At 54.6% G+C, this 13,640-nt stretch carries 11 protein-coding genes and 1 pseudogene; 6 read left to right on the forward strand and 6 right to left on the reverse strand.

The genetic code is table 11. The features are described 5' to 3' along the window. Position 1: 1 nt before the first annotated feature. The 4 genes and pseudogenes from JZ00_RS08920 to JZ00_RS08935 all read right to left on the reverse strand — a co-directional run bounded on the left by JZ00_RS08920 (position 2) and on the right by JZ00_RS08935 (position 5,319). Positions 2 to 949, reverse strand: coding sequence for a WxcM-like domain-containing protein (locus tag JZ00_RS08920; RefSeq protein ID WP_039588869.1), 948 nt, complete (start codon positions 947 to 949; stop codon positions 2 to 4). Then, positions 946 to 1,880 (reverse strand): annotated as a pseudogene (locus JZ00_RS08925) (glycosyltransferase family 2 protein). Before JZ00_RS08925 ends, JZ00_RS08920 begins: the two are co-directional and overlap by 4 nt. Position 1,881: 1 nt before the next feature. Continuing rightward, positions 1,882 to 2,991: a DegT/DnrJ/EryC1/StrS family aminotransferase gene (locus JZ00_RS08930; protein ID WP_039588870.1), complete on the reverse strand. Its 1,110-nt coding sequence runs from the start codon at positions 2,989 to 2,991 to the stop codon at positions 1,882 to 1,884. Between the two features lie 171 nt (positions 2,992 to 3,162). Then, complete coding sequence (locus tag JZ00_RS08935; RefSeq protein ID WP_039588871.1) at positions 3,163 to 5,319, reverse strand: glucosyltransferase domain-containing protein; 2,157 nt, start codon at positions 5,317 to 5,319, stop codon at positions 3,163 to 3,165. Between the two features lie 366 nt (positions 5,320 to 5,685). Here JZ00_RS08935 and JZ00_RS08940 point away from each other — a divergent pair, with 366 nt between their 5' ends. The 4 genes from JZ00_RS08940 (at position 5,686) to JZ00_RS08955 (ending at position 9,797) form a co-directional block, all read left to right on the forward strand. Further along, complete coding sequence (locus JZ00_RS08940; RefSeq protein WP_039588872.1) at positions 5,686 to 7,680, forward strand: polysaccharide biosynthesis protein; 1,995 nt, start codon at positions 5,686 to 5,688, stop codon at positions 7,678 to 7,680. A gap of 114 nt (positions 7,681 to 7,794) precedes the next feature. Continuing rightward, positions 7,795 to 8,130, forward strand: coding sequence for a ComEA family DNA-binding protein (locus tag JZ00_RS08945; RefSeq protein ID WP_039588873.1), 336 nt, complete (start codon positions 7,795 to 7,797; stop codon positions 8,128 to 8,130). 142 nt (positions 8,131 to 8,272) lie between these two features. Next, complete coding sequence (locus JZ00_RS08950) at positions 8,273 to 8,926, forward strand: GntR family transcriptional regulator (protein ID WP_039588874.1); 654 nt, start codon at positions 8,273 to 8,275, stop codon at positions 8,924 to 8,926. A gap of 16 nt (positions 8,927 to 8,942) precedes the next feature. Then, on the forward strand, positions 8,943 to 9,797 hold the full coding sequence (locus tag JZ00_RS08955; protein WP_039588875.1) for an urea carboxylase-associated family protein: 855 nt from the start codon (positions 8,943 to 8,945) through the stop codon (positions 9,795 to 9,797). 58 nt (positions 9,798 to 9,855) lie between these two features. Here the strand turns inward: JZ00_RS08955 and JZ00_RS30055 are convergent, their stop codons facing one another. Together JZ00_RS30055 and eat are read right to left on the reverse strand one after the other, a co-directional pair. Beyond that, complete coding sequence (locus JZ00_RS30055) at positions 9,856 to 10,023, reverse strand: DUF2897 family protein (protein ID WP_080942495.1); 168 nt, start codon at positions 10,021 to 10,023, stop codon at positions 9,856 to 9,858. 119 nt (positions 10,024 to 10,142) lie between these two features. Further along, on the reverse strand, positions 10,143 to 11,507 hold the full coding sequence (eat, locus tag JZ00_RS08960; protein WP_039588876.1) for an ethanolamine permease: 1,365 nt from the start codon (positions 11,505 to 11,507) through the stop codon (positions 10,143 to 10,145). 332 nt (positions 11,508 to 11,839) lie between these two features. Here eat and kdpF point away from each other — a divergent pair, with 332 nt between their 5' ends. Both kdpF and kdpA read left to right on the forward strand, forming a co-directional pair. Next, positions 11,840 to 11,929: a K(+)-transporting ATPase subunit F gene (gene kdpF, locus JZ00_RS08965; protein ID WP_032863112.1), complete on the forward strand. Its 90-nt coding sequence runs from the start codon at positions 11,840 to 11,842 to the stop codon at positions 11,927 to 11,929. 8 nt (positions 11,930 to 11,937) lie between these two features. Beyond that, entirely contained in the window at positions 11,938 to 13,632 is a 1,695-nt protein-coding gene (gene kdpA, locus JZ00_RS08970; protein WP_039588877.1) for a potassium-transporting ATPase subunit KdpA, read from the forward strand. Positions 13,633 to 13,640 lie beyond the last annotated feature (8 nt).

The following is a 13,640-nucleotide window of genomic DNA, read 5'->3' on the forward strand; positions in this document are numbered from 1 at the left end:
TTCAATCAGCCTGTATTTTCTTTTCGATCAGGAATTGGTCATAATCACGTATATAATCTTCCGCTGAGTAGTGCTCCGAAGCAAATACCAGTAGCACGGCATCTGAAGAGTATTTGTACTGAATACCCCAAGTCATTGCGGGTAGGAAAAGGCCCAGCGTGTGTGAGTCCAGCACGAATTCCTGCCGATTGCTGCCGTTGTCCGCAACAACATGCACGGTTCCCTTTACAGCTATCAAAAACTGGTGGCACTCGCGGTGCGCATGCTCCCCTCGGGTCTCCGCCGTTGGAACATTGGATACGAGAAAGTAACGTTTTACCGCAAACGGGATATCTTGTTCAAATTCCCCTACGCTCAAACTGCCACGGATATCTATGGCTTCTAGCATCCGGTGCAACGTCACGCCGCATGGGTGAACCTCGGATTTACCAATCTTACTGGGACCTTCCACTACGGAGCCGTTGGACGGCTTAGCATCTACATAGCCGATGATTTTTGCGGGGTTACCCACAACAATGGCATTTGGTGGGACTGATTTCGTAACGACTGCGCCAGCGCCCACCATGGCTGATGAGCCGATGATGATTCCTGGCAAAATGGTCGAGTTTGCTCCCAAGGACGCCCCTTTTTTGATGGTCGTTCTGGTGAACTCTGTTGGATAAACTTTGCTCCTAGGGAATAGGTCGTTAGTGAACGTCACATTCGGGCCGACGAAGACGTCGTCCTCGAGTGTAATTCCATCCCATACCTGGACACCGCATTTGAGTGTAACTCGAGAACCAATAATGACGTCGTTTTCGATAAACACGTGGTCGCAAATATTGCAGTCTTCGCCAATTCGAGCTTCAGGCAATACATGCGCGAACGCCCAAATTCTAGAGCCGGAACCAATGTTAGATGATTCACATAGCGCATTATCGTGAACGAAGTAATCTTTTGAACCATTCATTTTTTTGTTCCGAATTCAAAAATTTTCATGGGGATCGTCAAAGGGCGCCCTTTAGTATTCTCATAGGTTCGCCATGCATAGGAACCGATGACCCCCAGTCCCAGCAGGTTCAGGCTGCCTAGTAAGGTAATGGTGAATAAAGTCATGGCATAGCCAGGAACATCTATGAGGCCTCCCAGTTTGGCCAGAACTACGCTAAGTCCATACAGCGCTGAAAGTGCCGACCCTGCTGCGCCTACACGAATGAGTAGCCGTATGGGCAGGTCGGTAAATGAGAAAACACTATCCATCAAATAGTTTATTTTTTTCTTAGCGTCCAAGCGGATTTTCCATGTTCTCTTGCGACGCGAGAATAGTGAACGATTTGACGTCGGAAGCCGAGCCAGAAAATCTGGGCGATTAACGAACTGTGCCGCTCTTCGAGCTTAAGCAGATTATCCCGAAATTCCAAATTACATCCGAACATGTCTACGCCCCCGGCGGGCATTTCCGGAATAACGTATCGCTTGTAGAGGCTCCAGAATATTTTCGATGCCAGTTTAGATAGAAAAGGATCTTGCCGGCTCTCCCGCACCCCAACTACGACATCCACAGGCTCGGTATTGAGCAAGCGATTCATAGTAAGAACGAGACTCGGTGGCTCCTGTAGATCAGCCGCCATTACAGCAAAGGTTCTACCTTTACCATGCTGCAAGCCCGTTCTGATGGCCATGAAGGAACCGAAGTTTTTGGACAACAGAATCAACTGTGACGAAAACTTCTGATGGGGCAGGCTTTCCCGCAGGATTTCATAGGAGCGATCTGGGCTTCCGTCTACGACAAAAACCACTTCTAGAGAGCCTTGAAGTTCGATATTCAGGTTATCGACAGCCGCCAGCAGTGACGGAAGCGAGTCCTCGTTGCGATAGACGGGAATAACCAATGAACGCACGTTAAACTCTCTGTTTGAAGTAGCTTGTCACAGCTTCAACTACGCGATTGGTTTGTGCGTCGCTCAGCCCTGGAAAGCACGGTAAGGATACCACCTGAGAGCTGATTGACTCGGTAACTGGCAGCTCAAAGGTTTCTTTTAGTACATAGGCGGTTTGCCGATGGTCAGGAACAGGGTAGTGAACATCTGTAGCGATCCCCTGTTTGCTTAGGTAGGTCGTAAACGTTTCTCTGTCTTCGACGCGTATTACAAACAGGTGTGCGACATAGTCATCGCCCAGGCTTGTAGGAAGTTTAACCGGCAAGTTTGCAAAGGCCTCACAATACTTTTTGGCAATTGCGCGACGTTGTTCGTTCCATTGGTCCAGTAGGGGTAATTTGACTCGAAGAATTGCAGCTTGCATCTCGTCAAGACGACTATTGCGGCCCGAGGCGGAGGTAACGTGGTACTTCGTCGACCAGCCATACTGACGTAACTTGAGCAAGCGCGCTGCTAGCTCGTCAGAGCATGTGACTATGGCTCCGCCATCTCCTAGAGCTCCCAGGTTCTTGGTCGGATAGAAGCTGAAGCAGGCAAGATCGCCGAAGGAGCCACACTGGCCGTTAGCTAACCGTGCGCCATGAGACTGCGCGCAGTCTTCCACAACCGCCGCCCCGGCAGCCTTGGAAATTTCGTAGATGTTCTCTATGTCGGCCATTCGCCCGTAGAGGTGGGTGACGATTACAGCCTTTACTGGGGTAAATAGGGCATTTCTCAACGATTCGGTGCACATGGTCAGGGACTCGTCATCCACATCGACATATACCGGCTCGGCGCCAACTGCACGAATGGCGGTGCTGCTGTAGAAGCCAGCATTGGCCACCGTGATGACGCGATCACCTGGACCTACTCCAAGGCTAAGGAGCGCAATCTCCAACGCTTCGGAACCATTGGCGACAGAAACGCAGCGTGTTGCACCCACATAGTCGGCAAACTCCCGCTCAAAGGATTTGACCTCTTCGCCCAAAATGTACCAATGTCTGTTAACTACCCGCATGAGGGGTTCGGAAAAGTCAATGCCTGCGTTGGCCGCGACAGCAGAAAACAACGGAACGGGTTGATTTACTTCCATGATCCATCCAAAAATGTTGACTAACCGCTAGGTGCGAAATGTTACTACATAATTCGCAATATTTGTCGAGCTAAACCACTTCGTTCTGAGTCATTTCGAGGTGATTTCGGCATGCGAGTATTCGCCTTTTCTTCAGCGTGTCGCGGAGCCCCTTCGGGGGGCAAGACCTCTTCAGAGGCCTGTCTGCTTATATTGTGCATGGGTAGGGTCTGGGGTTTCGGACAGCTTGATCAGATAAACTCCATCTTCCAACCGGACTGAGCCCGGCGCAGGCCATATAGGCATGTCTTTAAACTTTGGCGTCAGTTCTATTCGTTGGGTGGGGTGTATTACAGATAGGTTTTGGAATCCTATCAGCTGCATGTATCTGATCATTCTATTAGCGTTTCCGTCGTCCCAGTCAAAAAATGACGCGCTCATCGTAGAGGAGCTGGGAGAAGGGTATCTGCTGACGAAGGAAAGTTTTCCATATATATCTATAGACGCCAATGTGTCTCGGTCAAAATTTGGATTTACCTCGGCGATCCGCGAGTAAATAGCTTGAGCGGTGAGGCGGTCATGTGTGGTTGCTAATATCGTGCTAGCCGCATATTGACCATTGATGGTTATCATCTGGAATATTAGGATGGATGTAAGAGCAACACCGAATATGCGAAGAGCTCCTTTGTTCTGAAGAATAACCATCACGCTCATCCAGCTAATAAAAGATATGGCGAGCATGGAGCGCAGTGGGAGGTATGCTCCCCCAGTGACAAAATGTAGTAGAAATGGGGAGATGAGCAGGGCGCAGATGAATAGAGTCATGCGCAGGCAGGCTACCCACGTCTTCTGGGTAACCAAGAACAATATGGAAAAACCTAAAGCGACTGCGGAACTAAAAAACGCTACGCCATAAGCCCGCTCTGAGCCGGTATATATTTTGAACATTTCCTCGAAGGTTAACGAGAATATAAGCAGTGGGTCAGTTATTAGTGCGTCTATTCGTAGGAAGCTATCCAGGTAGCCATAGTTTGCGGGGTAAAAGTGCTTTGCAATTTTGTTGAGTAGAAAATAGAGAGCTAGGCCAGCAAGAAATACCGCGATTAAATAACTTACCCGCTTGAATGCGGATTCTAGAAGCGCTGTTTGCTCGGTCGTCTTATCTTTGAATGCAAATATGACGCTGCCTATCCCAATGACCATGTAAAACATAATTAGTGATTGATAGGCTCCTACTGCAAGCGCCAAGCAGAGACTCGCGATGATCATTAGGAGGATTTTGGTACGATTGAATTGGTTGGAAAGGTTCAAACGCGTCGTGATGTATACGGCTATAGAGAGGCACATCACTCCCAGCCCTGCCGATGGTAAATTTGAATAAAACTCGCCTATGAACCACCAGATCGGATGAGCGACGAACACGCAGTATGCTAAGGCGGTAGCCCAATTGAACTTCAGGTTGTGTGCTCGGAGAATTACCATATAGGAGATCGCCAAACATGCATAGAAGAACAGGTTTGGAGCAAAAGGCAAAACCGGTAATGGAAAAATGAATTTCTCAACAAGAAACGCGGTCCATCTGCCATCTGATATCCAAGCTGACGGATCAGTTCGATATGCACCTACTTCATCGTCTACTGATAAAAAAAAGCTGGTGACAGGGATCAGGTTTAGGGCGATGCCGATGCCAAACAATATAATAAATTCGGAGGCCGAAAATTGATCTTTGTGTAACGCGTTTTTCAGCTGTTTTATCCACAGAGTGTCCTTCTCTGCAAATGCCAAGATGGCGGTGTGCCAATTAACCCAGATGAGTGTGGCTAGTGTGATTAGAACGGCAAGTACGAAAGCTACACTAATCCTTGCAATGTCCAGAGCTTCGCTATCTATTCGAATTCTGATTTGCGGGTCGATCGAGCCCGGTGGCGCTACGAAAACCGTCCGGTTATTTCTTATACCTTTTTGCAACTCAAAGGTAGGGTTGACGTCATCCAATGAAACAGATTTTCGATACGCTAGTAAATTGATGCTAACTGATTTAAGGTAAAACGTTCCCGCTTTCTCAAGGGGGTCCCAGCGCAGCTCGTCATCGTACAAAGGCAGTCTAAACTGAAATGTTGTTCGTGAGGAGTCGAGCTTTGCAAATGCAGAATTCTGTTCCGAATAGGATGAAAGTTTTTTATAGAACAGTTGCGACGTTTCCCCGGGAAAATTTAGGGTCTCGATTTTGAGCGTGGGCGTTAGGATGGGAGTTTTCAAGAGGGCCCATGTAAGCGCCAGCGTAAGAGTGCAACCAAGGATCGCCCATTTTAGAATGCTCTTTGTTTTAGTCCAGAATCCGATATGCATGCTTGCGCTCACTTCCCTATACCTTGCTCGTTTAACTCTGTTTGTGATTGCCTGAGTGGCCTATGAACTTCGGCTTGATGGGGCCAGGCATGATAGCTGGCGGTCCGCAGAAGCGACTGGCTGGGTCTAAATTCGCGTCCGGGAGTATACCTTCTCGCCCGGCTAACCGCAGTACAGAAGGACCGGATTGACGGTGCGGATTTATGGCTGTTGGAGTGAGGGGACAGGTTGTCATGGCGTTTTGAATCGACGCGGGGCTCTCTCACGCTCCGATACCTGTTATTTTATCTGTAATGGACCCCCTTACCCCAGTACAATGTTGCCGCAGATTCAATCTGCTGCGTATGCCAGAATGGAATAGAAAATATGGACAGAATGCGCGACTACCTGCTGCGTTTGCCGCGCCGCCATAAACGATTGATCCAGGTTTTGACAGATGTGTTGCTCGTTTGGGCGGCGTTATGGTTGGCGTTCGTCGTCCGGCTGGGTATAGATGACGTTGCTAATCCTATAAGGGTGCATTTCTGGCTGTTCCTGTCTGCACCGATTGTGGCCATCCCCCTCTTCATCCGCTTCGGCATGTACCGCGCCGTCATGCGCTATTTCGGCAACGACGCCCTTGTCGCCATCATTAAAGCTGTCAGCCTCTCCTCCCTGATCCTGGCCGTCGTCGTCTACTGGTACAGCAACCACCAGACCGTCGTCCCCCGTTCCATTATCTTCAACTACTGGTGGCTGAGCATGGTCATCATCGGTGGATTGCGCCTATGCATGCGCCAATACTTCATGGGGGATTGGTTCACCGGCGGACAGCACATACCGTTTACCAATCGCGACGACGGCCTGACGAAAGTCGCGGTCTATGGCGCCGGTGTAGCGGGGAATCAGCTTGTCGCCGCCTTGCGCATGGGGAAAGTGATGCGGCCCGTGGCGTTTATCGATGACGATTCGAGTATCGCTGATCGATCGATTTCCGGGCTTCAAGTCTACAAGCCCAAGCATATTCAGCAAATGATCGATGTTACAGGCGCCCAGGAAATCCTTCTGGCCTTACCGTCCTCCACCCGCGCCCGTCGTAGGGAAATTCTCTCGATGCTCGAGCGTTTCCCCTTACACATTCGAAGCGTTCCCAATTTCACAGACCTCGCCAGCGGCCGGGTAAAAGTGGACGATATCCAGGAAGTGGATATCGCCGACTTGCTTGGTCGTGACGCCGTACCTGCCCAGCCTGACTTGCTTGAACGTTGTATCAAGGGCAAGACGGTATTGGTAACCGGGGCGGGCGGATCGATCGGTTCGGAGTTGTGTCGGCAGATCTTCTCGCTGAGGCCAACCACGCTTCTGCTGTTCGACCACAGCGAGTTCAACCTCTACAGCATCCTGTCCGAGTTGGAGCAGCGTGTTGATCGAGAGTCTGCTTCGGTGAAATTGTTGCCGATTCTGGGTTCTATCCGCCATCCGGATAAATTGCTGGATGTAATGAAAACCTGGAAGGTGGAAACCGTCTACCACGCGGCAGCGTATAAACACGTGCCAATGGTGGAACACAACATCGCCGAAGGTGTGTTGAACAATGTCATCGGCACGCTGAACACCGCTCAGGCTGCCTTGCAGTCCGGGGTTTCCAACTTTGTGCTGATCTCTACAGACAAGGCGGTGCGCCCAACAAACGTCATGGGCAGTACCAAGCGTTTGGCTGAATTGACACTTCAGGCCTTGAGTGGAGAGGTCGCCCCTGTATTGTTTGGCGATAAAGCCAACGTATCGCGGGTGAACAAAACCCGGTTCACCATGGTTCGTTTCGGCAACGTGTTGGGTTCCTCGGGTTCGGTAATCCCTTTATTCCACAGCCAGATCAAGTCCGGCGGTCCGCTGACCGTCACGCATCCAAAAATCACCCGTTACTTCATGACCATTCCCGAAGCCGCGCAGTTGGTGATCCAGGCTGGCTCCATGGGGCAGGGCGGGGATGTGTTCGTATTGGACATGGGCGAGCCGGTGAAAATCGTCGAGCTGGCGGAAAAGATGATTCATCTATCGGGCCTGAGCATTCGTTCCGAGCGTAATCCCCAGGGTGACATTTCCATAGAATTCACCGGTCTGCGGCCTGGTGAGAAGCTGTATGAGGAATTGCTGATCGGCGATAACGTTGCCGCAACCGAGCATCCCATGATCATGACGGCGAACGAGGATCATCTGCCTTGGGATACGCTGAAGTCCAAGCTCGGTGAGCTGCTCAATGCCGTTGAGAGCGACGATTACGCACGGGTGCGTCAGATGTTACGCGAAACTGTCCATGGCTATACCCCCGACGATGAAATCGTCGATTGGATCTACCAGCAACGTCGCCTTGAACCCTGATTGTTACACACCTCGTAACGTACACACTTTTGACACCCCTTCATGATCGCCTAAGTTTGAGAAGCAGCTTCGGAAAAGCTGCTTCTCTCTCAACGATGTCATGGAGCGTCATTTATGCGTACAGGCTATTTCTACTCTCTGATTTTTGCCTTTCTCACCAGCGCCTCGATTGCTGTTATCGCGGCGCCAGCGGTCAAACCAGGGACAATGGCCGCACCACAATCGGTGGAACAGTCGGTCCAAACGCAAAGTGCCAAGGTGGATCTGAACGGGGCGGATGCTGCGACGCTGCAGCGCGAGCTGTCAGGGATTGGCAAGGGTAAAGCAGACGCGATTGTTGCGTATCGGGAGAGTAATGGGCCGTTCTCTTCGGTGGACGAGTTGCTGGAGGTCAAGGGGATCGGAAAGGCGATTCTCGACAGGAACCGTGACAAGTTGGAAGTGAATTGATGAGTGATTGAAGGGAGGGCCGGTCGAGTTGACTGGCCTTTTTGCTATCTGGCGGAAGCAATCCGCTGGGAAGCCCTGCATTGGCATGGAAAGTGATTATCAGGATGTTATCGATTGTTCAACAATCTAAGGGCCCCCCTCAATGACCAATGCTCTTTCCTTGGCCGATCAGATCACGCTTGAGCTACGCGCCGATATCATCGGTGGCCGCCTGATCCCAGGCATGGCGCTCGTCGAAAACAACCTGGTCTCAGCCTACAACGCTTCGCGCAATACCATTCGTGAAGCGTTGCATCGTTTGGGCCAGGAAGGGTTGACCCGTTACGTGCGTAACAAAGGGGTGATGGTTCGCCGGTTGGGCGTCGATGATGTCCGGGATCTGTTCAAGGTCCGTCGTACCTTGGAGTTACAGGCCATTCTCAGCAGCAAACCGCTGAGCGAGTACCAGTCCGACCGCATGCTCGAAGCCCTTGAAGCCGCTGAGCTTGCACGGGAGCGCGAAGATTGGCGCGCCGTAGGGACTCACGGCTTGGCATTCCACCAGCATGTCGTGGGATTGATGCGCAGTCCTCTGCTCGATGAATTCTTCACCAACGTGGTCGCACAGCTTCGGTTGGTGTTTTGTTCAGCTCCCGATGACGCGCGTTTCCAGGCGCCGTGGCTCGCCCGTGACCGGCAAATTCATGACTGGTTGGCTGAAGGCAACAGGCAAGCGGCCCACGAAGGCATGAGCCGTTATCTCGACGATTCCGAACAGTTGCTGTTGCATCTGCTGACATCCGCCAACCCTCACTGATCAAAGGATCCGCGCCATGTACAAAGACTACCCAGCCGCCTACCAAGTCAGCAAAGGTTCCGCGCTCCAAGTGGACAAGCCGTTCTACGATCGAATCCGCGCCGAACAGGACAAGCGCACGCTGATCGAGCAGTTCGAAGTACCCATCCGCACTGGCCGCGCCTGGCAAGTGCCGGCGGGGCATGTCTTTCGCGTAACCACGCCGGTCGGCCCGCAGGTAGGAGATTTCAACGTCTGGAATGCCCATGACCCACGAGAGCGTCTTTGGGCCGCGCGCACGCGCCAGCTTCAGGGCGCTCATGTCAGCATCTACGATCGGCTTTGGTCGAATCTGCCATTTCTGCGACCGTTGGTGACGATTACCGATGACAGTCTCGCCGACTATGGCATCGACGAGCACGGCGGGCGTTTGCACGATCTGCTGGGTACACGGTGTGATCCCTACGTAAACAAGATGCTGACCGGTGAGGATTTCCATCATCATTGCCACTCGAACCTGACCCGCGCGGTGTTGCCTTATGGTTTGACCGAGTTCGATGTTCACGATGTGCTGAACATCTTCCAATGCACCGGCCTGAATCATGACGACATGTATTTCATGAAGGCGTGTCCGGCGCAGAAGGGCGATTATCTAGAGTTCTTTGCTGAGATCGATCTGTTGTGTGCGTTATCGACGTGCCCCGGTGGTGATTTGTCGCTGGCGATGTGGGGGCCGGAGGCGCAGGATCCTCTTAGCGTTTGTCGTCCGCTAGGGGTGGAAATCTATCGGTTGGAGGATTCGTTGTTACAAGGCTGGAGTCAGCCTGAGCGGGCGACCTACAAGGGGCTGCATGGGTTGCATATTGCCAAGGCGGATTGGGAGAAACAGTAGAGCCACGGCGCGCCGCTCTTATGGCGAGGGAGCGAGCTCCCTCGCCACCAAAAGCGGGTCAGCGATCCTTGGCTTCCTTCGCATCCATTTCCGCATTGCGCTCTGCAACACGCTTGCGCTGCTCATCCGTCAATTCCACCTTGTTCGCGGTGTCGCGCAGCAGCATCAAACCACCCACGATCGAGCCGATGGCGACGATCAGGATTAACCAGGCATACCAGGGCATAGGGCTCTCCTTGAGGGGGCCTTGGCCAGGCGAGTCTTTCGCTGGCCATTGCCCCTACCACTTATGAGCGAAGACTGTTCGCAGTGGTTCCATACTACGCCGGTTATGCCGTGTCCACGTTATAGCCCGGTCAACATCGCATCAGCCGGCGCATCTGCACGCAACTGAGCGGTCAGGACGAAATACACAAACCCCACCGCCATGAACCCCAGGAAGATCAGCCCGATAAGGGCGTTGAACCAGGCCATCGCCACCAGGCACACGACCGCCAGTGCCAGGGCGATCCCCGGTACGATCGGATAGCCGGGGGCGCGGAAGGTACGTTCGAGATTCGGTTCGGTTTTGCGCAACTTGAACAGGCTGAGCATGCTCATGATGTACATGACGATGGCGCCGAACACGGCCATGGTAATCATCGCGGCGGTGAGGGTCATGCCGCCGAGGTTGATCAGGCCGTCGCTGTAGATGGCGGCGATGCCGATCAGTCCACCGGCGATGATCGCCCGGTGCGGGGTCTGGAAGCGTGACAGTTTGGCCAGGGAGGCGGGCAGGTAGCCGGCGCGGGCCAGGGCGAAAAACTGGCGCGAGTAGCCGAGGATGATGCCGTGGAAGCTTGCGACCAGGCCGAACAGGCCGATCCAGACAAGCATGTGCAGCCAGCCGGAGCTTTCGCCGACCACGGTTTTCATGGCTTGTGGCAGCGGGTCGTTGATATTGGACAGGGTGCGCCAATCACCAACGCCGCCGGCGAAGAACATTACGCCCATGGCCAGGAACACCAACGTCAGGATGCCGCTGATGTAGGCCTTGGGGATCGTACGTTTTGGGTCCTTGGCTTCTTCGGCGGCCATGGCCGCGCCTTCGATGGCGAGGAAGAACCAGATCGCGAAGGGGATGGCCGCGAACATCCCGGCGATGGCCGGTGCGCCGAAGACGTCCGAGCCGGCCCAGCCGTTCAGGGCGAAACTGCTGAAGCTGAAGGCGGGCGCGACCACGCCCATGAACACCAGCAGCTCGGCGACGGCGAGTACACAGACGACCAGTTCGAAAGTCGCGGCCAGTTTCACGCCGAGGATATTCAGGCCCATGAACACGATGTAGGCACCGACGGCGGCGTGTTTCGGGTCGAGCGCCGGGAATTGCACGTTCAGGTAGGCGCCGATGGCGAGTGCGATAGCGGGCGGGGCGAAAACGAATTCGATCAACGTCGCCAACCCGGCAATCAACCCGCCTTTCTCGCCAAAGGCCCGACGGCTATAGGCAAACGGCCCGCCGGCGTGGGGAATGGCGGTAGTCAGTTCGGTGAAGCTGAAGATGAAACAGGTGTACATGGCCGCCACCATGAACGATGTCACCAGAAAGCCCAGTGTGCCGGCCACGCCCCAGCCGTAGCTCCAGCCGAAGTATTCGCCGGAAATTACCAGGCCTACGGCAATGCCCCAGAGGTGCAGGGTGCCCAGGGTGGGTTTGAGTTGTGTGTTCATCGGTGGCTCCCCCTCGATAAGTAGCAAAAGCGCTGGGGGAGGGGCAGTGCAGTGGACGTGCCAGTATGGTTTCGGCGGTCGTAAAGGGTGGAATCGTGTCGTATCGGGGATGTTCGCCGCTGGATAGGCAGGGTTTGTGCCCCAGTTCGGAGCGTTGAAGCCTGCGAGGGCTCCTTCGCGAGCAGGCTCGTACATAGCGGGCTTCGACGACCGCCACCTGATTATTTACATTTTCTTTATCCCCCACCCCAACCCTCGATCTCGCACCTTTACACCCTCCCTACCGACAATCCCCCCACACACGGCACGACGCCGTACCACGGAGAAATCCCATGAGTGTTCTGGACGGGGTGTCGCTGCTGCTGGCAGTGGCGCTGTTCATTTATCTGTTGGTTGCGCTGTTGCGCGCGGACCGGGGTTAGGAGCGGCTATGCACGGTTATGACTACGGGCTGATCCTCGGCTTCTTCGCGCTGGTGTTGATTCCGGCGCCGTTTCTGGGGCGGTTTTACTATCGGGTGATGGAAGGCCAGCGCACTTGGCTCTCACCGCTGCTGGGTCCGGTGGAGCGCGGTTGTTACAAGGTGGCCGGTGTCGATCCGACTGCCGAGCAGAGCTGGCAGAAGTACACCCTGGCCTTGCTCGCATTCAATCTCGCCGGTTTTGCGTTGTTGTTCACGGTGCTGCTGTTACAGGGGCACTTGCCACTCAACACTGAAAACCTGCCCGGGATGGAATGGACCCAGGCCTTCAATACGGCGGTCAGTTTCATGACCAATACCAACTGGCAGTCCTACAGCGGTGAAGCGTCCCTCAGTTACTTGAGCCAGATGATCGGCCTGACGGTGCAGAACTTCGTCAGCGCTGCCACCGGCCTGGCCGTGCTGGTGGTGCTGTGTCGCGGGATCGGGCGCAAGTCCGCCACGACCCTGGGCAATTTCTGGGTCGACCTGACTCGTGCCACGCTCTACGGATTGTTGCCGCTGTGCCTGGTGTTGGCGCTGTTCCTGGTGTGGCAGGGCGTGCCGCAGACCTTGGCGCATTACGTCCATGGCGTAACGATGCAGGGCGTTGATCAGGTAATCCCTCTGGGGCCGGCGGCCAGCCAGATTGCGATCAAGCAATTGGGCACCAATGGCGGCGGCTTCTTCGGTGTCAACTCGGCGCATCCGTTCGAGAACCCGACGGCGTGGAGCAATCTGTTCGAGGTTTCGTCGATCATCCTGATCCCGGCGGCGCTGGTGTTCACCTTCGGCCATTACGTCAAGGACCTGCGCCAGAGCCGGGCGATCATTGCCTGCATGCTTGCCTTGTTCCTCATCGGCGGTGCGACATCGCTTTGGGCCGAATACCAGCCCAATCCGGCCCTCAACGACACTGCCGTTGAACAAGCCGCGCCGCTGGAAGGCAAGGAGGCGCGCTTCGGCACCACCGCATCGGTGCTCTGGTCGGTGACGACCACGGCGGCGTCCAACGGCTCGGTCAACGCCATGCACGACAGCCTCAATCCGCTGGGCGGCATGGTGGCGCTGATGAACATGATGGTCGGCGAGGTGATCTTCGGCGGCGTCGGCGCGGGTCTCTACGGAATGTTGTTGAACGTGTTGATCGCGGTGTTCCTCGCCGGGTTGATGATCGGTCGCACGCCGGAATACCTGGGCAAGAAGCTCGGCGCCCGGGAAGTGCAGTTGCTGGTGGTGACGCTGTTGGTGATGCCCGTCAGCGTCCTGGTGCTGGGTGCCATCGCCGCGAGCCTGCCCGGCCCTGCGGCGGCGGTCAGCAATCCTGGACCTCACGGGTTCAGCCAGTTGCTCTATGCCTACACCTCGGCGGGGGCCAACAACGGGTCGGCGTTCGCGGGGTTCGGCGCCAACACGCCATTCCATAACGTGATGCTGGGCCTGGGCATGTTGATTGGTCGTTTCGGCTACATCCTTCCCGTCCTGGCGTTGGCCGGCAGCCTCGCGATGAAAAAGCCCGCGCCCGTCGGCCAGAACAGTTTTCCCACCCATGGCCCGCTGTTCGTGACCTTGCTGACGGTGACCATCCTGTTGGTGGGCGGCCTGACCTTCCTGCCAACCCTGGCCCTGGGTCCGATTGCCGAACACTTGAGCCTGGGTTTCTGAGGATTTGA

Origin of the sequence: Pseudomonas frederiksbergensis, assembly GCF_000802155.2 — a bacterium.
Taxonomy (GTDB): Bacteria; Pseudomonadota; Gammaproteobacteria; order Pseudomonadales; family Pseudomonadaceae; genus Aquipseudomonas; species Aquipseudomonas frederiksbergensis_A.